The sequence below is a fragment of the Klebsiella sp. KTE92 genome (assembly GCF_000398905.1).
In the GTDB taxonomy this organism is placed as follows: Bacteria; Pseudomonadota; Gammaproteobacteria; order Enterobacterales; family Enterobacteriaceae; genus Klebsiella; species Klebsiella variicola.
In genome coordinates this window covers 1,078,888-1,101,648 of the sequence record NZ_KB976100.1, presented here as the reverse complement: position 1 = coordinate 1,101,648, position 22,761 = coordinate 1,078,888, and the positions used below count along the sequence as shown (strand labels likewise).

Genomic DNA, 22,761 nt, shown 5'->3' with positions numbered 1-22,761 from the left:
CCAGGTTTAAGATAAAAAAAAGCCTGCTCAGCAGAGCAGGCGTGGAGAAAAAAGGATTAGGCGTGACGACGAAGAATACGGCAATCCCATGCTGAGAGTGTCAGCGGGTCCGGCGCCGCCGCGTCGGTCAGGCAATCCCAATACCCCGGCGGCAGAGTCAGAGTATGACTTTGCGCGCTGTAGTTCTGCAGGAAGACAAACGTGCTCTCACCGTCGGTGCGCGCGGTAGCCACTACGCCGGGCGGTAAATCCGCCGCTATCGCTCGTGGCAGATCCAGCTCCCTGCTCAGGGCAGCAAAGAAATCGCGCTGGAAGGCTAAATCGTTGCGGGAGGCGACATGCCAGGCTTTACCTTTCCCGAAACCGTTCACCGTCACCGCCGGCCGTCCGGCATAGAAATCATCCCGGTAGGTGGCTAGCGTCTGAGCGCTCTCGGTATGGATTAGTTCACAGAGATGGCGCACCTGATAGGGCCCCTGCAGACCGCACTGATTCCCGGCAAGCCCCTGCACAAGATTAAACTCGCCGTCATTCAGACAGTCGATCTCTTCCGCCCAGATCCCCAGCAGATTGCGCAGCGGGCCCGGGAAGCCGCCGAGATAGCAGAGATCGGACTCATTGACGATGCCGGTCCAGTAGGTGGTCACCAGGTGGCCGCCGCTGGCGACAAACGCCTCTGCCCGCGCGGCAAAGCCGTCGCGCACCATATATAACATCGGGGCAATCACTAACCGGTATGGCGTTAAATCGACATCAGCGTCAATCACATCGACGGCAATACCCTGTTCCCAGAACGGACGGTAGTGTTCGTTGACCGTCTTCTCATACTCCATACCCAGATTGCGCGGCCCCTGGGCGTCATCAAGCGCCCAGCGGTTTTGCTGGTCGAAGATAATCGCTACTTTCGCCTCGGTGCGACAACCCCGGACCTCCGGTAGCTTGCTCAGTATCTCGCCGAGCTGGCTGACTTCACGACCAATACGGGTATCAATGTGCCCGACGTGGTCAACCACCGCGCCGTGAAATTTCTCAACCGAACCGCGGCTTTTCCGCCACTGGAAATACTGCACCGAGTCGGCGCCATGCGCCACCGCCTGCAGCGAGGAGAGAATATGCATTCCCGGCTTCTTCAGTTTGCTGGTCGGCTGCCAGTTGGTGGCGCCTGGTGTGGATTCCATCAGCACAAACGGTTTGCCGCCCTTCAGGCTGCGCATCATGTCGTGATACATCGCGGTATAGCAGGCCAGTGCGGTTTCGTCTTTATCGCGGTGCCACATCGGATAGCTGTCCCACGAGATAAAGTCCAGTGCCTTTGCCAGTTGCCAGTAGTCGTAATCGTAGAAATACTCCATAAAGTTAGTGGTCACCGGCAGGGAGGCGTTAGCCGCCTTCAGCGGGGCAATTTCATGGCGGCAGAAATCGGTCACCTGAGCGGTGTTAAAGCGATGCCAGTCAAGATTGAGACCGTGAATTGACACCTCGCCCTGTGGCGCAGGTGATTCAATTTGCGACCAGTCGGTATAGGTATGACTCCAGAAGGTGCTCCACCAGGCCTGGTTGAGGTTCTCCAGGGTCTGGTAACGCGCCTTCAGCCAGTCGCGAAAACGGTTCTGGCAGAGATCGCAATGGCATTCACCGCCATATTCATTGGAAATATGCCAGCCCAGTACCGCCGGGTGTGAAGAATAACGCTCTGCAAGCAGGGTATTGATTTTCAGGGTTTTCTCGCGATAGACCGGTGACGACATACAGTGGTTGTGACGGCCGCCGTGCAGGGCCGGCACCCGATCGCGTCCCACCCGCAGAACCTGCGGATAGCGCTGAGACATCCACGCCGGACGCGCGCCGCTCGGCGTGGCCAGAAAAACATGAATGCCGGCGGCATACAGTTTATCGAGGATAGTATCCAGCCAGGCGAAATTAAATACCCCTTCGCGTGGCTCCAGTTTCGCCCAGCTAAATATTCCCACCGACATCACATTGCATTTTGCCTGCTGCATCATGGCAATGTCTTTATCAATAATATCGGGGTCATTCTCCCATTGCTCCGGATTATAATCCGCGCCATGCAGCAGCGTACTAACCTTCGGATGTAAAGGTGCAAATTTATTCATAATAAACTTCCTGAAAAAAACGACAAAAAATTAATTAAAAACTTTTATCGACGGCAATACTTTTCCCTGGCAATCAAATAGCGCCTGATTTTCACGTGCATTGCCTTCTTTCCACTCGTCGTGGATATATTTCATCCCCGCCGGGGTAGCCCAGGTATTTCCCGGCACGGCAATCCACGTGGGCTCCCAGTAAAAAATACCTTTGCCGCGCTGGTCGGGAACATCTATGACGGCCTGCATCAGATCGTGAATATAGTGATATTGCCCCTGCACGGTGGCGGGATAACCCCCGTCCTTTTCCTCTTTCGCCTGGAAACTATTTTCCGCGTTGTCGCAGTTGGCCAGGGTATAGGCATAGGCCGCCTCGACGACGATAACGTCTTTGTTATAGCGTTTGCTGATGTCATCCATATTGGCCTTCAGGGCGCTGATCGGGCCATTCCAGTAGGTGTACATCGACAGACCAATCACGTCATATGGCACATGGCGTTTATCAATCTCATCAAACCACCAGCGGAAGGTATCGTTCTTGGTCCCTTCGGCCAGATGCAGCATGATTTTCACCTGCTCGCCGTGATGCAGGTTCTCCTTCAGGCCAGCGATAGCCGCGTTCAGCAGCCCGGCCAGCCGGTCGAACTCGCCGCCCCCCTGCCCCCAACTTTTCCCTTCCGGCCACAGGATGCCGCCGTTGATCTCATTGCCGATCTGCACCATATCCGGCAGGACGCCTGCCTGCTTAAAGCGGGCGATGGTATCGCGGGTATAGTCATGAATCGCCGTTTTCAGCTGCGGATAATCCATCTTTTCCCAGGCTTTCGGCTTGAACTGCTTGCCGGGATCGGTCCAGAAATCGCTGTAATGAAAATCGAGCAGCAGCTTCATCCCCTGGGCTTTCGCCCGTTTCGCGAGGGTCAGGGTGGTGGCCAGGTCGTTATTTCCGCCGCCATAGCCCTCACCGCTCGCCGATTGCGGATCCACCCACAGACGGAGGCGAACATAGTTGACGCCGTTCTCTTTCAGAATCGCGATCGGATCCTTGCGCTGATTATTCTGGTCGTAGAACGTCGCCCCGTGCTTTTCGGCATCCAGCAGCGTGGAGATATCCGCGCCTTTGATAAAGTCCGCCGGCATGCCCTGAAACGCGCGGGTTTCAAGCGCGTCCGCGGCCAGAGAAGAGGTGGAGAAACTGCATGCCAGACAAACCGCAAGCCATGCGGGGGTGAATCTTTTCATGTGCTTATCCTTTAGTACTGCCCGAGGTCAGGCCGGAGACAAAGTATTTTTGTAACGCCAGGTAGAGGATCGCCACCGGTACGGCAATCAGCACCGCCCCCGCCGCGTAGGTGGTGTAACTGGCACCCATTTTTTGCGCCACCAGGTTATACAGACCGATAGGCAGCGTGTATTTATCCGGGGTACGCAGGATGGTGCTGGAGAGGATGAAATCGCCCAGCGGACCGGTGAAGGAGAACAGCGCCACCACCGCGAGGATCGGCCTCGACAACGGCATGATGATCTCGATAAAGATGCGAAAGCTGCTGGCGCCGTCCATGCGGGCGGACTCATCCAGATCTTTGGGGATCGCGTCGAGATACCCCTTCATCAGCCAGGTATTCATCGGGATCATCCCCCCGACGTAGATCAGCACCAGCGCCAGATGGCTATTAATCAGGCCAAGCAGTTGCGATAGCACAAAGATCGCAATCAGCGCGGAAAACTGCGGGATCATCTGCAGCAGCAGGAACAGCATCAGCCCGTTCTGCCGCCCTTTAAAGCGGAAGCGGGAGAAGGCGTAAGCGGTAAAGCTGACGCTAATCAGGGTCAGCATCATGGTCAGAAAGCTGATTTTCATCGAGTTCCAGTACCAGGTGAGGTAATTCACATTGCCATTGAACAGATCGGCATAGTGCTGGAACGACAGGTTTTCCGGAATGATCGAGGTACTGAGCAGGCTATTGCCGGCGTTCAGCGACGCCCCGACCGTCCAGACCAGCGGATAGATGATCACCACCGAGACCAGAATAACCACCAGCCAGGTGAGAGAGAGTCGGATCCACTTTTCGCGTTTAATACTGGGTGATTGAGCCATGTTGCTTCCCTTACGCCATGTCGTCATTTTTGAAGGATTTGGTGGCGCGGAACTGCCACAGCGCCAGGCCGACGACAAAGATCGACAGCAGGATCGTGATGGTCGCCGCGATGGCGTACTGCGACGAGGACATCGTCAGCTTATAGATCCACGACACCAGAATATCCGTCCCACCGGCGTTGGAGCCTGCCACCGCAGGACCGCCGTTGTTAAACAGATAAATGATGTTGAAGTTATTAAAGTTGAAGGTGTACTGAGTGATGATGATCGGCGCGATCGCGTACAGCACCAGCGGCAGAGTGATGGTGCGCAGACGGGTAAAGGCGCTGGCGCCGTCCATCGTCGCCGCTTCATACAGATCGTCCGGGATCGCCTGCAGCACGCCGGTGGTCATGGCAAAGACAAACGGGAAGCCAAGCCAGGTCTGCATCATGATCAGCGCCGTTTTAGTCCAGAACGGGTCGGTCAGCCATGCCTTCGGGCTGATACCGAAGAACGACAGGATCGCGTTGTTGATGACCCCGAATGAATCGTTGAACATACCGGCAAAGACGAGGATGGTGACAAACCCCGGCACCGCCCACGGCAAAATAAAGATGGTGCGGATCAGCGGCTTAAAGCGCAGATCTTTTTGATTCACCAGAATCGCCAGCAGCACGCCCACCGTACACTGCAGGGTGGTCGCCAGCAGCGTCCACACCACGGTCCACTGCAGCACATCCAGGAAGGTGGAGCGCCAGATAGAGAGGGTGAAAATATTGACGAAGTTTTTCAGCCCCACCCAGTCCACCAGCTTCGCCGGCGGCGTGTGGTACAGGTTGTAGTTGGTGAAGGCGATGGCGAAACCGAACAGAATGGGAAAGATCACCACAAACACCAGCAGAATAAAGCCCGGGGTGATCATCAGGTACGGGAAGCCGTCGCTCAGCAGCATCTGGTACTGCTTACGCACGCTGTTCAGGGCGATCCCCTCATCGCGTTTTTTGCCGTTCAGCCACGCATCCCGCAGCGAGAGAAAATAGATCAGCACGCCAAAGGCGACGATCAGCACACTGATAATCCCCTCCGCTAACAGGAAGATAGAGTTATCCCGGGGTACCTCTTCACCCAGGGTATATAACCCCCACAACCCCTCACGCAGGAAATCATAAAAAATCCCCAGAAAGCTGCTGAGCAGCACCAGGAAGACCAGCCCTTTCAGCCACTGGCGATGATAAAACTGACCGAAACCCGGCACGATTGCCAGCAGCAGGCCGCACCATGCATGGCGCCCGGGCCCGCGTGCATCGCTAAAATTTTCGCTGGAATGGATGCTCACACTCGACTCCTTCTACAAACGGGAGGTCCCCCTCCCGCTCGGTGACTTCACGTGACGGTGAATTACTGATTGCTGGCCTGCATTGCTTCGATCTGCATCGTGATCTGTTTCACCGCGTTATCGAGCGCGGCCTGCGGCGCCTGCTTACCGGTGAGGCTCAGTTCAAGCGCGGCGTTGGCCGGCCCCCACACTTCCCCCATCTCCGGAATGCCCGGCATCGCCACCGCTCGCGCCGACTGGATGGCGACGGCACTGGCCTTTTGGTCGTTTTTAATCACCGGATCGTCAATCATCGCCTTCAGCGGCGGAATTTCGCCGGTGGCGACATAGCGGGCTTTCACATACTGCGGCTGGTTGATGAACTCGATAAACTGTTGCGCCAGCGCTTTGTCTTTACTCCAGGTCGATACCACATAGCCTTTGACGCCCAGGAAGGAGCTCATCGGCTTGCCGTCCGGCAGGGCCGGCAGGGGCGCCACGCCATAGTTAATGCCAGCGGCTTCATACGGCTGGAAGGCCCAGGGGCCGTTGATCACCGCCGCCGCTTTTTTCTCGGTAAACAGGGAATCGATGGCATTCAGCCCGTTATCGCCGAGGATCCCCGCTGGAAAGACCTTCTCGGCATAGAATTTTTTCAGGAAGGTGACGGCTTCGACGGCGCCGGGGGTATTGAGGCCCACTTGCTGCGGGTTAAAGCCACCGCTGTCGTTTTTAGCAAAGATATAGCCGCCCATCGGGCCAATCGCCCCCCAGCTGTAATAGATCTGGTCAAACTTGGCGAGCAGGCCGTATTTGTTCTGCTCGCGCTGGGTTTTCGAGTAGTCCAGCCAGGCCTGCAGGCTGTCCAGCGGCTTGTCGATCAGGTCCTTGTTGTAGATAAGCACCAGGGTTTCCACTGCTTTCGGGATCCCGTACAGCGCGTTGTCCATGCGGAAGGCATTGATGGAGGCTGGCGTAAAGGCATCCTGTTTCGCCTGATCGACACTGAGCGGCGAGAGTAGTCCCTGAACCACGGCGCCGCCGAGCTGGTCATTCGGGATCACCAGCACGTCCGGCCCAATGCCCGCCGGGCCGTCGAGGCGCAGCTTTTCCAGCTGCTGGGCATAAGGCATCTCCTGGAGATTGACCTTCACGTTGTACTGCTTCTCAAAATCACTGACCGCGGTTTTAATACCCGCGGATTTTTTAATGTCCTCCCAGACGTTGAGCTGCCCGGCAGCGTGCGCCTGCAGGCTGGTGAGTTGCCCCGCCGCCAGGGTGGTAAGGATCAGTGCAGCAAGCATGTTCTTTTTCATTATCAACCTCATGTGAAGGTATAACAATTTAATGGTTTTTATTGGGCTTATCTCTGCCAGTCAGAAAAATAAATCACTTCAAACTGCCGAGTTATATGAGAAAAAGGCTCCAGCTCTCTTTTGTTATACGCTACCCGTAGATCGCTGACAAAACTACCATAAGCTGCCAGTTGTGTGATCATCATTACAGAAATGAAACGCCGCTGTATGGCGCTAAAACTGCGGAAGTTATAGTCAGGGCATGATTTTACTGCTGTTGAACATCGCCACGCTGATTTGTTACACGTAATACAATTCATGCTACACACAGCGACAAAGCAACGGCAAACAACAGCTACTCACTTCGGGGAATGTGGATGTCCAATATACGACTGAGGAATGTCACCAAAAGGTTCGGCAGCACGGTGACGCTGCACCAGGTCAATCTCGATATTGAAGATGGCGAGTTTGCCGTTTTCGTCGGTCCTTCCGGCTGTGGAAAATCGACGCTGCTGCGCATGATTGCCGGTCTGGAAGAGGTCAGCGAGGGTGAAGTGCTGATCGGCGATGAGGTGATGAATGATGTCGTGCCCGCCCGCCGCGGCGTGGCGATGGTCTTCCAGTCCTATGCGCTCTACCCGCACATGACGGTGGCAGAGAACATGGGCTACGGGTTGAAGGTGAATAAAGTGCCGAAAACGGAGATCCGTCGCCAGGTGGAAATGGTGGCTAAAACGCTGCAGCTCTCGCACCTGCTGGATCGTAAACCGAAGCAGCTCTCTGGCGGCCAGCGGCAGCGCGTGGCCATTGGCCGGGCGATCGTGCGTAATCCCCGGGTGTTTATGTTCGATGAGCCGCTCTCTAACCTCGATGCGGAGCTGCGCGTCGATATGCGCCTGCATATTGCCCGTCTGCACCAGGAGCTGAAGACCACCATGGTGTATGTCACCCACGATCAGGTAGAGGCGATGACGCTGGCCGATAAAATCGTGGTCATGAACTACGGGAAAGTCGAACAAATGGGTTCGCCGATGGCGCTGTATTACAATCCGGTCAACAAATTCGTCGCCGGCTTTATCGGCTCGCCGAAGATGAACTTTTTGCCGGCCATCGTCAGCGACTGGCAGCCGGAACGCTTAACGGTCACCCTCGCGCAGGACCATCAGTTGGCCCTCAATATCGCTACCCAGCCGCTGAAGCCCGGCGCCGCGGTGACGCTGGGGATCCGGCCAGAGCATCTCACGCCCGACGTCACTACCGGTACCGTGGTGGAGTTTCAATGTGAAGTGGTGGAACGTCTGGGTAACAATACCTATCTGTTCGGCCAGTGCTACGGCCACGATAACGTCAAGGTTCTGCTGCCCGGCGACGTCCATTTCCGCCCGTGGCAGAAAATAAATCTGGCCTTCGATGAGCGCTTTTGCATGGTATTTGATGAGAATGACCTGCGTATCAGCGCTGATATCCCGGCGCCGGATGCGCACTAGCTAACATATTGCTGTCATCTGCGCCGCGTATGCTGCGACTGAATGCCGGAACACACCCTGCCCGGCATTCACACCCTCATTTTTATTCTGCTGCATCGGAATCATCCTTCTCTCCCGGCATCGCAGCCTCTCGCGATGCCGGTTTTTTCGCGACCTCAGCTCACTTCTCTCGCTGCGCCTGATTTATCTTTCGCATATACTGATGACACCCGGCGAACGATAAGGACACAGGCATGAGGACCCGGCATCTGGTGGCGCTGTTTACAGGGGTGCTGATACTGGCCATCATCCTGCCCATCTCACTCAGCATCTGGCAGGCAGCGCGGCAGGCCAAGCTGCAGTTCTATCGTGAACTGGATGACTATTCCAACCGTATCGTCGTCCGCACGCTGCAGGTTGCCGATCAGGCCAGGGAAGCGCTACGTGAGGCCGACTCACACACCGCCGCCTCCTGTAGCCCTGAGCACCTGCTCACGCTCCGCCGCATCGCCTATACCCATCGCTACATTCAGGAAGTGCTCTGGCTGCGTGATTCCGTGCCGCAATGTTCCTCCCTGGAAGATCATAGCGTCGCGGTCACCTTTCCCCCGCCGGATCACATTGCCCCTGACGGCTATCGCACCTGGCTGACCTCAATAAACGATCTCGGCCTTAATCACCAGATGACGGCCATGGGCAGTCAACAGCATATGGTGATGATCGATCCCATCTCTTTTATCGATGTGGTTCCTGCCAGCGAGGAGAAGATCCATACCATGCTGTTTGGTTTGGATCACCTGAAAATGGTGATCAGCAGCCAACCGCTGCCGGATACGGTCTGGCAGCGTATTAAAGATCCACATGTTAATATGCTGACGCTGGATAACACGGTCTATCGGATCCAGCGCATTCCCGAGCTGGGCTCCGGCATCGTGACCTGGTCGTCGACGCTGCCGCTACAGCAGCGTATTCGCCAGCAGCTGATCTTCTGGCTCCCTGTCGGCATCTTCACCAGCCTGCTTGCTACCTGGCTGCTGCTGCGCCTGCTGAGACACCTGCGATCACCACGCAACAGTATGCTGGACGCCCTCAACTCCGAAGCGATTCAGGTTTACTACCAGCCGATAATCTCGTTGCAGGATGGGAAAATCGCCGGGGCCGAGGCGCTGGCCCGCTGGCAGCAACCCGATGGCACCTTTTTATCGCCGGATATTTTTATTCCTCTGGCCGAGCAGACCGGGCTGATTACGCAGTTGACGGAAGATATCGTCAGGAAAATTTTTACCGATCTCGGTCCCTGGCTGCGGCTGCGGCCGGAAGTGCACATCTCCATCAACCTGTCGGTAGATGATTTACGCTCGCCCACCCTGCCGACGTTGTTACACGATCAGCTGCAGCACTGGGGGATCGCCGCCGAACAGATCATCCTTGAAATCACCGAGCGCGGGTTTGTCGACCCGGAGACCACCATGCCGGTGATCGCTCACTACCGTCAGGCCGGGCATCGTATCTCGATTGATGACTTTGGCACCGGCTACTCCAGCCTGAGCTATCTGCAGAAACTGGACGTCGATACGCTGAAAATCGATAAATCTTTTGTCGATACCCTCGAGTACCGGCCGCTGACGCCGCACATTATTGAAATGGCCAAGGCGCTCAATCTGGCCACCGTCGCCGAAGGGGTGGAAACCGAAAGCCAGCGCGACTGGCTGCGACAGCATGGCGTCCAGTACGCCCAGGGGTGGCTGTACAGCAAGGCGCTGCCGAAAGAGAAGTTCATTCTGTGGGCGGAAAATAACCTCCATGCCCATTAAGCGACAGGAGCGTTGAGCGGAACGCCAGCCGGAGCGGCCTCTTGGCCGCCCGCTGCCAGGTGCTACTTCAGATAGGATTTAATGACCTGCATCACCGTTTCCAGATCCGCTTCACGCTGTGTCTCTTCAGGCTCTTTCACCACATGGTCAGTCAGATGCCCCTGAATAACCTGCAGCATCATGCCGTTGACCGCGCCGCGGATCGCCGCCAGCTGCTGGAGTACCTCAGCGCACTCATGCTCGCGATTAAGCATTTTCTCTAACGCGGAACTCTGCCCCTGAATTTTCTTCAGTCGGGTCAGTAACATCTTCTTGTGTCGAACTGTATGTGACATTGCACGATCCACCGTTTCATTCTGTCCGTCATTGCCCGGCCCTCGTCGCCGGCAACGCCTGCCAGCATAGCATGATCCCTTTTGTCAGCCGCTTTTTCTACTGGGGGGTAGTATTTTACTACTGGGGGGGAGTAGGATAAACGCACTTTTGGCAAGGATCCCGATATGAACGATTTCACTTCCCTTCTGCAGCAAGGTAATGCCTGGCTGTTTATTCCCAGCGCGATACTGCTCGGTGCCCTGCACGGCCTTGAACCGGGCCATTCAAAAACCATGATGGCCGCCTTTATCGTGGCGGTACGGGGAACGTTAAAACAGGCGGTGCTGCTGGGGCTGGCGGCGACGGTTTCCCATACGGCAGTCGTCTGGCTGATCGCCATGGCCGGCCTGTGGTTTGGCCGCGGCTGGAACGCGCAGACCTCCGAACCCTGGTTTCAACTGATCTCGGGGATAGCGATTGTACTGATTGCCTGCTGGATGCTCTGGCGCACCTGGCGCGAATCGCAGCCCCACACGCACCATGATCACCACCATGAACATGAGCACCATCACGAACATGATCACCACCATGAACATGATCACCACCATGACCATCACCATGCGTCCTCATCCGCCGCGCCGCTGGTGGCGGAGGAGTGGCAGGACGCGCATCAGCGGGCTCATGCTCAGGAAATCAACCGGCGCTTTGATGGCCGCCAGGTGACGACCGGGCAGATCGTACTGTTTGGCCTGACCGGCGGGCTGATCCCCTGTCCGGCGTCCATTACTGTGCTGCTTATCTGTTTACAGCTGAAGAAATTTTCGCTTGGCGCCACGCTGGTACTGGGCTTTAGCGTTGGTCTGGCGCTGACGCTGGTGGCTTCCGGGGCTATCGCCGCGCTGAGTATTAAACAGGCCACCCGCCGCTGGCCCTGGCTTAACGATGTCTCGCGCAAGGCGCCCTGGTTCTCAGGTTTACTGATTATCGTGGTGGGGATCTACATGATGGTTCACGGCCTGAGCGGCCTGTAAGCGTCGGCTCGCCCTCTTGCGGATAGAGAGGGCGAGTCGTTAATTCAGGAGACTATCTCCTGCGGAGTGCTGACCGCTTTGCGGCTGACGGGCTGGCGAAACCACGGCAGGCACAGCTGGATCAGCGGCCCAATCGACAGCGCGTAAATCACGGTGCCGACGCCAAACTTACCGCCCAGCAGCCAGCCAATCACCAGCACGGCAAGCTCAATAGCCGTACGGATACCGCGTAATGACCAGCCGGTACGAGCGTGCAGACCAGTCATCAGGCCATCACGCGGCCCGGGGCCAAAGCCCGCGCCGATATACATCCCGGTGGCGATAGCATTCAGCACAATCGCCCCCACCAGCAGCACACTGCGAGCCACCAGCGACTCCAGCGGCGGCAGGACGGCCAGCGTGGCATCCGCCGCCAGCCCCAGCACGATAACGTTGCTCACCGTGCCGAGCCCCGGCATTTGCCGGATCGGGATCCACAGCAGCAGCACCGCCGCGCCGGTCAGGATAATCACCGTACCGAAACTGATACCCAGCTGTTTAGCCACCCCGAGATGGAAAACATCCCACGGATCGGCGCCAAGATTGGCATGCACGAAGAGCGCCGTGGACACGCCATAAAGTACCAGGCCGATATATAACTGCAGCAGGCGACGAAGCATATTTTTTCCTCTACATCATTGCGAATGCCCTTATCATCAGCAAAAATGGACTGATAATTAATGGCCAGTTTTGGAAAAGTGGATCGCTATGTCAACCCGACGCTTTGGAACACAATCGCTGGTACGCCTGCTCGGCAACTGGCAGGAGTCCACTTCACGCACGCCGCTATGGCGTCAGCTAGCGGAAGCGCTCCGCCTGCTGATCCTCGACGGTCGCCTGACGCTGCAAACGCGCCTGCCAGGCGAGCGCGAGCTGGCGGCGGCGCTGAACGTCAGCCGGACCACCATCGCCAGCGCGCTCGGCCAGTTACGGGAGGAGGGTTTTCTCTACAGCCGTCAGGGAAGCGGTTCGCGCATTGTCTTGCCAGAGCGTCCCGCCGACCTGCCGCCGCCCTCAGGCATCCCCTCCTCGCTGAATCTCTCTACCGCCGCCCTCAGCGCCGGACCGGAAGTCCATCAGGCCTTCCAGCATGCCATGACGCTGCTGCCGCCCTACCTGGGCCAGACCGGCTACGATCAACAAGGGCTGCCGGTACTGCGGGAGGCGATTGCCCGTCGCTACAGCGAACGCGGTCTGCCGACGCGGCCCGATGAAGTGATGGTGGTCAACGGCGCCCTCAGCGCCTTCGCATTGATCCTCCGCCTGTTTACCGGCCCGGGTGACCGGGTGGTCATCGACGCCCCCACCTATCCGATGGCGATTAGCGCCATTCAGGGCGCCTCCTGCCGCCCGGTCGGCGTCGCGCTTCCACAGCAGGGATGGGACTGTGATGGACTCGCGGCGACTATTGCGCAGACCGCGCCGCGTCTGGCGTGGCTGATGCCGGATTTTCACAATCCCACCGGGCGCTGTATGGATGCTCCCACCCGCCAGCGGGTCGCGGATATCGCCGCCAGAACGCGGACGACTCTGGTGATCGACGAGACCATGGTTGATCTGTGGTATAACGCGCAACCTCCTCTACCGCTGGCCTGCTTTAATCCCGATGCTGCGGTGATCACCATTGGCTCAGCCGGGAAAAGTTTCTGGGGGGGACTGCGCATCGGCTGGATCCGCGCCAGTGCGCAAACCATCGCCTCCCTTATTCAGGCCCGCGATTCCCTGGATTTGGGTACGCCGCTGCTGGAGCAACTGGCCTGCAGCTGGCTGCTGGCCAATGCCGCCACGCTGCTACCGCCGCGGCGGGAAATGCTGAAGGCGCGCCGGGACATGTGCGAAACGTTAATGGCGGAGTATTTTCCCCGCTGGCGATTTTCACCGCCGGAAGGTGGGCTCTCTTTTTGGGTGGAACTCCCTGACATGCTGGCCACGCTGTTCTCTGCGCGCGCGGAAAGTCAGGGGATCCATATCGGCACCGGCACGCGCTTTGGTCTTGAGGGAGCCTTTGATCGCTATTTGCGTCTGCCATTTACACTGCCAGACGAAGCATTGCGCCAGGCCTTCTCCACGCTACAACCGCTGTGGCAAAGCCTTGCAGAACAGAAGGAAAATACGCGTTTGCGGAAAATAATATAAGAAAATATCGACGGGCTGGCATCAGCCCGTCAAATGACCATCATCCATGAGGTATATGAGATGTTTTTATAAAATTGCCTGAGTATCCTGCCCTCTGGTTATGGCATCCCGGTGACAGAAATAAGGCAATTTCATTAATGCTGGCGCGGAATAGGAAACCCTTTCAGGGAAATAATAAAGCCATCTTCATCTTTTTTAATTTTAGCGCCGGTGTCACACCAGTCGGAGGCAATGCGAAAGAACTCATCACTACCGATATTCCAGTTCAGGCGCACGTGTTTTACGTATCCTGAGCGCAACATATCGCAGGCTTCGCTATAGTTGCTGGCTGTAGAGAATTGTTGTTTCATTTTTTCTTCTTCAGAAGTTTTCTTAATGCTTTGATTTCTTTAGGGGTTAATGGGGTCGCTTCCTCTTCGGTATGCTGGCTGTCAATGTCCTCTTCCGTCACCCCCGCCTCACCTGCTGACTCCTCCAGCTGAAAAGCCAGCTGCAGCAGCTTTTCCGTTGCCGTTCCCAGGTTCTCGTTATTCACTTCCGCATAATGACGCAGCTTCTCTTTTAACTCGGCGTCAATTTTTACATTCAAAACCACTGTGGTCATAGCTACGCTTCCCGTGCAATAAAATCATCATAATTAATACACGAAGTTAACATGCTGATCCAGAGATATATTTTATAGCATGGCTCTGGCAACAAATTCCCATCAATAAGATGCCTTTTATTTATGACATGCAAATGACATTAATATTTCAGTAGCATTTCAGATTTATGACAAGTAAATATTATGGAATAAAAACGGGTTGTTTTAGCAACAAAAAATAATATGTGATCCGTATCAGATATTAATTATAGCAGGGATAAAGACCGGACAAATACAAGGGAGATATCAGGAGGGCGAAATGGGTGGGGGCCCTGCCAGCTACATCCCGGCACACACGTCGTCTGCTCTGGCTGCTTCCTTCCGGACCTGACCTGGTAAACAGAGTAGCGTTGCGGGAGAACCAACAGAGCCCCCATTGAGAGCGTTAGTTACCCAACGCGCTGGCGCATTATCCCTGCTGACCTGGTGAATTGCAAGCTCACCCCGATCGCCTGCTGGTTTATTGCACAATACGCCAATAAAACCAACAACTCACGGCCAGGCTGTGAGATTGGGAGCGCGCGCTCAGCACATTGCCGGGTTATCCACCATACTTAGCCCTCTTGCGTCACCTTTAATCATCAGCACCTTGTCTCGACGGTAATCGAATGACTGACTCATCACCACAGACCATCACTCTGCCTTTACCCGCTATTGAAGGGATGACCATCGCCTTTCATGGCGTGAACTATCTGCGCCCGGAAAAAATGCTCGACTTCGCGACCATCAGCCAGACCCCCGTGCGGGCGGTCACGCCGCTGGCGCTGCTCTATTCCACCGTCGGCGTGCTGCGTCAGGTGGAACTGCGCAAACTGCCCGTCTACATCAGCGGCCGGGTGGTGTACCCCATTTCGTCGCTGACCATGCCAGGCCTGCGCGCGAAACTGATCATTAACGCCACTTCGCAGCGGTTGAAATTTCTCGAGAGCCTCATCGCCAGTTCACCGTCTGACAATGTCCATGGCATGCAGATCCTCGGCCTGGCCCTAACCTTCACTGTCGAACAACCCGCCTGAACCGAGGCAGGCTGTACAGCCTGCGCCTCAGCGCTTATGCTGGCGTTTTCCGGTTAACAGGGCTGAACATGGATCCGCACGACACATTCCCCCAACGCGTCTGGCATATCGTGGCGTCGATACCGGAAGGCTATGTCGCCACCTACGGCGATGTCGCCCGCCTGGCCGGTTCACCGCGCGCCGCGCGCCAGGTAGGTGGCGTACTGAAGCGCCTGCCGGAAGGGTCAACCCTGCCCTGGCATCGGGTGGTCAATCGCCATGGCGATATCTCCCTCACCGGGCCCGATCTTCAGCGACAGCGCCAGGCGTTGCTGGCCGAAGGGGTTCAGGTCTCCGGCAGCGGCCATATCGATCTCCAGCATTATCGCTGGGTTTACTGAAGACAAAAAAAAGCCCCCGTCAGGGGGCTCGGCGAGCTTATTGCGCAACGGGGACGGCGGTCTGCGTGACCGGAACCAGCGTCAGGTCGGCATGCGTCCCACCCTGGTTTATCACCGTCTGCACGGTATCGGTAATGAACATTAGCTGGCCGTTCACCGCGATCGCGGCACTCAGCAGAATACGGGCGTTCGGCTGAATGTCTGCCGGATTGTAAGGCAGGGCAAAGTTAAATGGCGCCTGTTTGCCTTCGGTACGCACCGCTTTTTGCGACAACACGCGGGCTGGCGCATCTGCCAGAGAAGCATCCGACAGGGTCACCGTCAGTACCGCATCCGGCGGTAAAGCGATTCTCTGGCGGATATTAATCGTCCCCGTAACGCTCGGCTGCTGCTGTGCCACGCTCAGCGTCGCGATGCCATAAGGGTCGGGCGCGGCTGCCTGAGTCGAAGAACTGGTAGAGTGGTGATTAGCACAGGCGGTTAGCGTCGCGGCGACGGCTAAGGCACTAAACATATAGGCAAATTTCATGATGTTCTCCTTATCATCCCTTAATACCCAGGAGGATGTTCCGCCGCTTCGCCGGCAGGAACTTTCGTGTCGTCAATAAGTGTGGCACAGATCTCAGATTTGTTCCTGTTGCCCCCTCGTTATTCAGATTATTACACCCATCGGACCACTTGCGATTCCAGGTTATACTTTGCCACATCACGCGCACCGCGCTGCGCCGCTATCATTAATTGAGGATAAGTATGAGTCAGGCACTCTCTAACCTGCTGGCATTATTAGATCTGGAAAAAATTGAGGAAGGGTTATTCCGCGGACAGAGCGAAGACCTGGGATTGCGCCAGGTTTTTGGCGGCCAGGTGGTGGGCCAGGCGCTGTATGCGGCAAAAGAGACCGTGCCCGTTGAACGTCTGGTACATTCGTTTCACAGCTACTTTCTGCGCCCCGGCGACAGCCAGAAACCGATCGTCTACGATGTGGAAGTACTGCGCGACGGCAACAGCTTTAGCGCCCGGCGAGTGGCCGCCATTCAGAACGGGAAGCCGATCTTCTATATGACCGCCTCATTCCAGGCGCCAGAGCACGGCTATGAGCATCAGAAAGCGATGCCGCCGGCCCCCTCTCCTGACGGCCTGCACTCGGAAACCGATATCGCCCGCAAGCTGGCACACCTTCTGCCGCCGCAGGTAAAAGATAAATTCCTCTGTGATAAACCGCTGGAGATCCGCCCGGTCGAATTTCATAACCCGATGAAAGGCCATATTGCTGAACCGGTGCGACAGGTGTGGCTGCGCGCCAATGGCGCTGTTCCCGACGATCTGCGCATTCATCAATATCTGCTGGGCTATGCCTCGGACTTTAATTTCCTGCCGGTGGCGCTGCAGCCGCACGGCGTCGGCTTCCTTGAGCCTGGCATGCAGGTCGCCACTATCGACCACTCAATGTGGTTCCACCGGCCGTTTAATATCAATGAATGGCTGTTATACAGCGTTGAAAGCACCTCGGCCTCCAGCGCCCGTGGCTTCGTCCGCGGCGAGTTCTACACTCAGGATGGAACGCTGGTGGCTTCAACGGTCCAGGAAGGGGTGATGCGTAACCGCAACGCATAAAAAAAGCCTCCCTGACGGGAGGCTTTTTGCTACAGGGAGAAGGGTTTTCTATCAGGCGTTGTAGGCGTTTTCGCCATGGCTGTTGACGTCCAGTCCTTCGCGCTCCTGCTCTTCTGGTACGCGCAGCCCCACGGTCATGTCCGCCACTTTGTAGCCAATGAAAGCGACAACGCCCGACCAGACGATGGTGATGGCGATACTCTCGAGTTGCACCAGCAGCTGATGGCCCATGGTGACGCCTTCTGCATAACCCACGCCGCCCAGAGAGGTGGCCGCGAAGATACCGGTCAGGATACAGCCGACGATGCCGCAGACGCCGTGGACACCGAAGACGTCGCAAGGGTCATCAACACGCAGCCAGCGTTTCAGCGCCGTTACGCCCCAGATGCCCGCCAGACCAGATGCGATACCCACAATCAACGCCCCACCGACACCGATATACCCACAGGCTGGTGTGACGCCAACCAGACCGGCAATCGCCCCGGAGCAGGCGCCCAGCAGTGAAGGTTTGCCGCGCAGAGCCCATTCACCAAAGGTCCACGCCAGGATGGCAGCCGCTGTGGCGACGACGGTGTTGACGAAAGCCAATGCGGCAATTTCGTTCGCTGCGCTGGCGGAGCCGGCGTTGAAGCCGAACCAGCCCACGTAGAGGATGGCGGTTCCGGTGAACACCATCGGCAGATTGTGCGGTTTGAACGCTTCTTTGCCGAAGCCCACACGTTTGCCCATCATGTACGCACCCACCAGCCCGGCAACCGCGGCGTTGATGTGTACAACGGTGCCGCCCGCGAAGTCCAGCGCGCCGTGGGTCGCCAGCAGACCGCCGCCCCAGACCATGTGCGCAATCGGAACATAAGAGAGCGTCATCCACACCACCACGAAAATCAGCACGGCGGAGAAGCGAATACGCTCAGCCAGCGCCCCCACGATCAGCCCGACGGTGATACAGGCGAACGATCCCTGGAAGGCCACGTGGATGTACTGATAGAAGGTGCCCATTAGCGCTTTCAGTTCAATATTTTTCAGCATCACCCAGTCAAAGCTACCGAAGAAACTGCCGCCGGTGCCGAAGGCCAGGGTATAGCCATAAATCACCCACAATACGCAGACCAGGCCAAAGGTCACAATTACCTGAGTCAGCATGGAAAGGACGTTTTTGCCGCGGATCAGGCCGCCGTAAAACAGCGCGATCCCCGGGATGGTCATAAACAGAACCAGCGCGGTGCAAATCATCATAAACGCGTTATCGGCTTTGTCCGCCACTGCGGGCGCGGCCATTGCCAGTCCCGGAAGAAGGGCTAATGCCCCCAGACCCGATTTCATTGTTGCCATTTTCATTGTTTCGTTCCCCATCACTGTGTGGTCTGGAAATTACAGTGCCGCTTCGTCAGCTTCGCCGGTACGGATGCGAATGACGCGCTGCAATTCAGCGACAAAAATTTTGCCGTCGCCAATTTTTCCGGTGTAAGCCGCTTTGCTGATCACATCGATGACTTCATCCAGCTGATCGTCGGCAATCGCCACATCAATCTTCACTTTTGGCAGAAAGTTGACGCTATACTCGGCGCCGCGGTAGAGCTCCGCATGACCTTTCTGACGGCCAAAGCCCTTGACTTCAGTGACCGTCAGGCCCTGAATGCCGATGGAAGACAAGGCTTCACGCACGTCTTCCAGTTTGAATGGTTTGATTACCACGGTAACCAGCTTCATAAGTCCCCTCCAGGCAGTATTCGGTAATGGCCGCAGCTAACACGATGGATATAAAGCAAGGGCTATGCCAGAAATGAAAAAAGGCCGCAGAGCGGCCCTTTGATGGTAAAAAACAGGGGACAGGTCAGACAATTGCCTGCTGAAACGCGTTTGCAGCGCAAAAATGCACCACAACAGTGCATTTGATGTAACGTTTTTGCACCACGGCAGGCCACGCTTTCTTCGCTGCCTGCTGGTGGTGCATCAGGCGCTGAGCGACTCTTCCCGGGCGCTGGCCGCCAGCTCTTCGCCAGCCAGCTGCAGCTGATACATCTGCCAGTAACGACCTTTCGCCGCCAGCAGCTGCTGATGGGTGCCCCGCTCGACAGCCTGACCGCGATGCAGCACCAGGATGGTATCGGCCTCAACGATGGTTGACAGTCGATGGGCGATAACCACGAGGGTGGTATGCTGGCGGACTTTCGCCAGCGCCTGCTGGATCGCCTGCTCGGTGCCGGAGTCGATGTTTGCCGTCGCCTCATCCAGAATCAATACCTGCGGGGTCTCCACCAGCACGCGCGCCAGCGCCAACAGCTGTTTCTGCCCAACGGAGAGGTTATTGCCCTGCTCGCCCAGCTGAGTGTACAGGCCATCGCTCATGCTGCGCGCCACCTCCGCCAGTTGCACCGCCTCCAGCGCTTCCCAGACCTGCGTCTCACTGATATCCCGACCCAGCGCGACGTTGGCGTAGAAGGTATCCGCCAGCACCACCGGATCCTGTTGCACCATCGCGATGCCCCGACGCAACGCGCTGTGGCTGAGGGAAGCAAGCGGCCGGCCATCGATGCGGATCTCCCCGTGGGTTAACGGGTAATAGCCCATCATCAGACTCGCGAGAGTACTCTTCCCGCTGCCGGTATGCCCGACCAGCGCCACGAAGCTGCGGGAGGGAATATCCAGACTGATATCCTGCAGGACCAGTCGATCCCCCCGGTAGGCAAAGGAGAGATGGTCAATTTCCACCCGGCCGCTGCTCAGCGGCGCGTCATCCGAGCCCCACGCCTGGCGCGGGCGATCCATCAGCTCAAAAACGCGTTCGCCGGCGACCACCGCCTGCTGCAGCATCGACTGCTGGGTGGTCAGCTCAATAAGCGGCTCGTTAAGGCGTCCGAGATAGCTGATAAACGCGTACAGGACCCCGACCTCGATCGTGCCCACCGCGCTAAAGCCAAACAGCATCAGCAGCCCGCACAGCACCAGCGAGGAAAAAAGGCTCAGCAGCGGGCGCAGCAGAAAACCGTCGAGGCGCAACGTCTGCATCCGCGCCAGATAGTGGGCATAGCTGGCCTCGCGCATCCGTTCGCCAAAGCGCGCCTGCTGGCGGAACTGCTGGATCACCCCCATGCCGTTGATCACTTCGTTGAAACCATCGTTGATATCAGCAAGCCAGGCGCGCACCCGGCGCACGATCGGCGTGCTATAGCGCTGATAGATGATCATCACGATCAGCACCGCCGGGAAGATCGCGATCGCCACCAGCGCCATCCGCCAGTCGAGGCTAAACATCGCCACCAGCATCGCGCCGATCAGCGCCGCGCTGCGCAGCACCGTCGCCACCACCGTCACGTACAGATCGCGAATGACTTCCGTATCGTTGGTCACCCGCGAGATAAGCTGCCCAACCGGCTGGGTATCAAACTCGCTGAGAGGCTGATGCAGGGCGGCATCCATTACATCGCTACGCAACTGCTGGACGACGCCGACCGCGGCGCGGTTAAACAGCAGCGACTGGTTATAGTGCAGTAATGCCGCCAGCAGCTGCAGGCCGATATAGGCTACCGCCAGGCCCGCCACCAGCTTCAGCGGGAGCGTATGCTTCGCCACCATATTATCGATGAAATAGCTGATGAGCAGCGGGCCGCTCACTTCCGCCGCCGCCGCGATCCACATCATCCCCACCGCAATGGCCAGCGGCTTACGCCAGGGAGAACCATAGGCCAGCAGGCGTTTAAGCGTCGGCCAGAGTTCGGTAAAGCTACGCATCCAGGGCCTCCTCTTGCGCCTGCGGAACCTCGTCAAGCGCGGCTTCCAGCTGCTGGTAACGATACATGTCGCGGTACCAGCCTGGCTGCACGGCCAGCGCCTCATGGCGGCCACGCTGGGCAATATGCCCATGCTGTAACACCAGAATTTCACTGGCCTCGGTCAGCGCCGACAGCCGGTGGGCGCTGATAATCACCGTCCGCCCCTCCCCCCACTGGCGCAGGTTGTGCAGGATCTGGTGCTCCGTACGGCCATCTACCGCCGACAAAGCATCATCAAGGATCAAAATTTCAGCCTCCAGCAGCAGAGCGCGGGCAATCGAGATGCGTTGTTTCTGGCCGCCGGAGAGCATCACGCCGCGCTCGCCCACCTCGGTATCGTACCCCTGGGGCAGGCGCAGAATGTCGTCATGCACGCTGGCCAGCCGTGCCACGCGTTCAATCTGCGCCGGTGTCGCATCCGGTTTGCCCAGCGCGATATTATTGGCGACGGTGTCGGAGAATAAAAATGGCGTCTGATTGACCACCGCCAGCCGGGCGCGCCAGCTGTCGAGCTGCAGACGCGGCAGCGGCAGATCGTGAAAGCGGATCTCGCCGCTGGTGACGTCAAAATGACGTTGCAGCAGCGCCAGAATGGTACTTTTACCGGCGCCCGTCGGCCCGCAGATACCCAGCATTTGCCCCGGCTGGAGGGTAAAATTAACCTGCTCCAGCGAAGGTTTACTCGCCTGCGGATAGATGAAGTTGCGGATGGCAACCTGCAGGACACCGCGGCCTGCCGGCACTGCTTCAGTACCGTCGTCCACCGCTGGCGCCTCTTCGAGCATCGTGCGGATACGGCCATAGGCCGCGCTACCGCGCTCAACAATGTTAAACATCCACGCCAGCGCCAGCATCGGCCAGATCATCAGGCCAAGATACATCACAAAGCTGGTCAGCTGGCCCAGCGTCAGGCTGCCGTGGATCACCATCCAGCTGCCGCCGCCGATAGCCAGCAGGTTAGCGGCCCCAATGGCGATATAGATGGTGGGGTCGAAACGCGCGTCAATGCGTGCCACGCGCATATTTTTCGCGCCGGTATCGGCGGCATCGGCGGCAAACTGCGCCGACTGGCGATCCTCCAGCCCAAAAGCCTTAATCATGCGGATGCTGGTCAGGCTCTCCTGTGTGCGATCGTTAAGGCTGGAAAAGGCCGCCTGGGCCACGCGAAAACGTTCGTGAAGCGCATCGCCGTTGCGTTTGATCGCCAGCGCCATCAGCGGCATCGGCAACAGCGCCAGCAGGGTGAGCTGCCAGCTAATCTGCGTCGACATCACAATCAATACCGCACAGCCCATCACCATCGAATCCACCAGGGTTAACACCCCTTCACCGGCGGCAAATACCACCCGGTCAACATCGTTGGTGGCGCGGGCGATCAGATCGCCAGTGCGATGGCGCAAATAGAATGCCGGATGCTGGCGGCTCAGTTGCCGGTAAAAATCTTCCCGCAGTTCGACCGCCAGCTGGTAAGAGGCGCCGAACAGCAGCACGCGCCAGACATAGCGCAGCAGGTAAACCATTACCGCGACCAGCACCAGCGCGCCGATCCACATCCACACCTTCTCTGCGGTGTAATGTTGTTGCGTCACGCCGTCCACCACAATGCCCACCACCTTCGGCGGAATAAGCTGCAGGACGGCAATAATGGCCAGCAGGGCAATCGCGCCAAGATAGCGGCGCCACTCCCGGCGGAAGTACCAGCTGAGTTGAGCAAATAATCGCAAGCAGTAAAATCCTGA

General features: G+C 57.4%; 21 protein-coding genes and 1 other RNA gene. 7 read left to right on the top strand and 15 right to left on the bottom strand.

The window, feature by feature from the left end:
- Window positions 1-56 precede the first annotated feature (56 nt).
- The 5 genes from A1WC_RS19890 to A1WC_RS19910 form a co-directional block, all read right to left on the bottom strand.
- Window positions 57-2,114, bottom strand: coding sequence for a beta-galactosidase (locus A1WC_RS19890; RefSeq protein WP_016160390.1), 2,058 nt, complete (start codon window positions 2,112-2,114; stop codon window positions 57-59).
- 30 nt (window positions 2,115-2,144) lie between these two features.
- Complete coding sequence (locus A1WC_RS19895; protein ID WP_008805426.1) at window positions 2,145-3,347, bottom strand: glycoside hydrolase family 53 protein; 1,203 nt, start codon at window positions 3,345-3,347, stop codon at window positions 2,145-2,147.
- A gap of 4 nt (window positions 3,348-3,351) precedes the next feature.
- On the bottom strand, window positions 3,352-4,203 hold the full coding sequence (locus A1WC_RS19900; protein ID WP_016160389.1) for a sugar ABC transporter permease: 852 nt from the start codon (window positions 4,201-4,203) through the stop codon (window positions 3,352-3,354).
- Window positions 4,204-4,213: 10 nt separating this feature from the next.
- Window positions 4,214-5,521 (bottom strand): carbohydrate ABC transporter permease, encoded by a 1,308-nt coding sequence (locus A1WC_RS19905; RefSeq protein ID WP_008805425.1) that lies wholly within the window; start codon window positions 5,519-5,521, stop codon window positions 4,214-4,216.
- A gap of 62 nt (window positions 5,522-5,583) precedes the next feature.
- Window positions 5,584-6,816: a maltodextrin ABC transporter substrate-binding protein gene (locus A1WC_RS19910; protein WP_016160388.1), complete on the bottom strand. Its 1,233-nt coding sequence runs from the start codon at window positions 6,814-6,816 to the stop codon at window positions 5,584-5,586.
- 356 nt (window positions 6,817-7,172) lie between these two features.
- Here A1WC_RS19910 and A1WC_RS19915 point away from each other — a divergent pair, with 356 nt between their 5' ends.
- Together A1WC_RS19915 and A1WC_RS19920 are read left to right on the top strand one after the other, a co-directional pair.
- The gene (locus A1WC_RS19915; protein WP_016160387.1) at window positions 7,173-8,282 is read left to right on the top strand and encodes an ABC transporter ATP-binding protein; all 1,110 of its coding nucleotides are present in this window, start codon (window positions 7,173-7,175) and stop codon (window positions 8,280-8,282) included.
- A 233-nt stretch (window positions 8,283-8,515) separates the two neighbouring features.
- A complete protein-coding gene (locus A1WC_RS19920) occupies window positions 8,516-10,075 on the top strand; it encodes an EAL domain-containing protein (RefSeq protein WP_016160386.1) in 1,560 nt (519 codons plus the stop codon).
- Window positions 10,076-10,137: 62 nt separating this feature from the next.
- Here the strand turns inward: A1WC_RS19920 and A1WC_RS19925 are convergent, their stop codons facing one another.
- Window positions 10,138-10,410 carry a metal/formaldehyde-sensitive transcriptional repressor gene (locus A1WC_RS19925; RefSeq protein ID WP_012542675.1) on the bottom strand — a complete coding sequence of 91 codons (273 nt, stop codon included), beginning with the start codon at window positions 10,408-10,410 and terminating at the stop codon, window positions 10,138-10,140.
- A gap of 165 nt (window positions 10,411-10,575) precedes the next feature.
- On the opposite strand from A1WC_RS19925, the gene A1WC_RS19930 reads away from it, so the two are divergent.
- A complete protein-coding gene (locus tag A1WC_RS19930) occupies window positions 10,576-11,421 on the top strand; it encodes a nickel/cobalt efflux protein RcnA (protein ID WP_016160385.1) in 846 nt (281 codons plus the stop codon).
- Window positions 11,422-11,465: 44 nt separating this feature from the next.
- Here A1WC_RS19930 and A1WC_RS19935 read toward each other — a convergent pair whose 3' ends face one another.
- Window positions 11,466-12,080: a YczE/YyaS/YitT family protein gene (locus tag A1WC_RS19935; RefSeq protein ID WP_016160384.1), complete on the bottom strand. Its 615-nt coding sequence runs from the start codon at window positions 12,078-12,080 to the stop codon at window positions 11,466-11,468.
- Window positions 12,081-12,168: 88 nt separating this feature from the next.
- On the opposite strand from A1WC_RS19935, the gene A1WC_RS19940 reads away from it, so the two are divergent.
- A complete protein-coding gene (locus tag A1WC_RS19940) occupies window positions 12,169-13,596 on the top strand; it encodes a PLP-dependent aminotransferase family protein (protein WP_016160383.1) in 1,428 nt (475 codons plus the stop codon).
- A gap of 134 nt (window positions 13,597-13,730) precedes the next feature.
- Here the strand turns inward: A1WC_RS19940 and A1WC_RS19945 are convergent, their stop codons facing one another.
- The 3 genes from A1WC_RS19945 to ffs form a co-directional block, all read right to left on the bottom strand.
- On the bottom strand, window positions 13,731-13,946 hold the full coding sequence (locus A1WC_RS19945) for a hypothetical protein (protein ID WP_004142688.1): 216 nt from the start codon (window positions 13,944-13,946) through the stop codon (window positions 13,731-13,733).
- Window positions 13,943-14,200, bottom strand: a complete 258-nt coding sequence (locus A1WC_RS19950; RefSeq protein ID WP_002891977.1) for a hypothetical protein — start codon at window positions 14,198-14,200, stop codon at window positions 13,943-13,945. Before A1WC_RS19950 ends, A1WC_RS19945 begins: the two co-directional genes overlap by 4 nt.
- Window positions 14,201-14,509: 309 nt before the next feature.
- An RNA gene (gene ffs / locus A1WC_RS25770) (signal recognition particle sRNA small type) lies at window positions 14,510-14,606 on the bottom strand.
- Between the two features lie 241 nt (window positions 14,607-14,847).
- Between ffs and A1WC_RS19955 the strand changes: the two genes are divergently transcribed.
- Window positions 14,848-15,255 carry a hypothetical protein gene (locus A1WC_RS19955; protein WP_008805417.1) on the top strand — a complete coding sequence of 136 codons (408 nt, stop codon included), beginning with the start codon at window positions 14,848-14,850 and terminating at the stop codon, window positions 15,253-15,255.
- A 68-nt stretch (window positions 15,256-15,323) separates the two neighbouring features.
- The gene (locus A1WC_RS19960; protein WP_008805416.1) at window positions 15,324-15,635 is read left to right on the top strand and encodes an MGMT family protein; all 312 of its coding nucleotides are present in this window, start codon (window positions 15,324-15,326) and stop codon (window positions 15,633-15,635) included.
- A gap of 37 nt (window positions 15,636-15,672) precedes the next feature.
- On the opposite strand, the gene A1WC_RS19965 is transcribed toward A1WC_RS19960, so the two are convergent.
- A complete protein-coding gene (locus tag A1WC_RS19965) occupies window positions 15,673-16,164 on the bottom strand; it encodes a YbaY family lipoprotein (RefSeq protein WP_008805415.1) in 492 nt (163 codons plus the stop codon).
- Window positions 16,165-16,385: 221 nt separating this feature from the next.
- Between A1WC_RS19965 and tesB the strand changes: the two genes are divergently transcribed.
- Window positions 16,386-17,249 carry an acyl-CoA thioesterase II gene (gene tesB, locus A1WC_RS19970; RefSeq protein ID WP_008805414.1) on the top strand — a complete coding sequence of 288 codons (864 nt, stop codon included), beginning with the start codon at window positions 16,386-16,388 and terminating at the stop codon, window positions 17,247-17,249.
- 51 nt (window positions 17,250-17,300) lie between these two features.
- On the opposite strand, the gene amtB is transcribed toward tesB, so the two are convergent.
- From amtB to A1WC_RS19990, 4 genes are all read right to left on the bottom strand, one after another.
- Window positions 17,301-18,587: an ammonium transporter AmtB gene (gene amtB, locus A1WC_RS19975; protein WP_012542680.1), complete on the bottom strand. Its 1,287-nt coding sequence runs from the start codon at window positions 18,585-18,587 to the stop codon at window positions 17,301-17,303.
- Between the two features lie 33 nt (window positions 18,588-18,620).
- The gene (glnK, locus tag A1WC_RS19980) at window positions 18,621-18,959 is read right to left on the bottom strand and encodes a P-II family nitrogen regulator (protein WP_002891893.1); all 339 of its coding nucleotides are present in this window, start codon (window positions 18,957-18,959) and stop codon (window positions 18,621-18,623) included.
- Between the two features lie 243 nt (window positions 18,960-19,202).
- Complete coding sequence (locus A1WC_RS19985) at window positions 19,203-20,981, bottom strand: SmdB family multidrug efflux ABC transporter permease/ATP-binding protein (protein WP_008805412.1); 1,779 nt, start codon at window positions 20,979-20,981, stop codon at window positions 19,203-19,205.
- Window positions 20,974-22,746: a SmdA family multidrug ABC transporter permease/ATP-binding protein gene (locus A1WC_RS19990; RefSeq protein ID WP_008805411.1), complete on the bottom strand. Its 1,773-nt coding sequence runs from the start codon at window positions 22,744-22,746 to the stop codon at window positions 20,974-20,976. Before A1WC_RS19990 ends, A1WC_RS19985 begins: the two co-directional genes overlap by 8 nt.
- Between the last annotated feature and the right edge of the window lie 15 nt (window positions 22,747-22,761).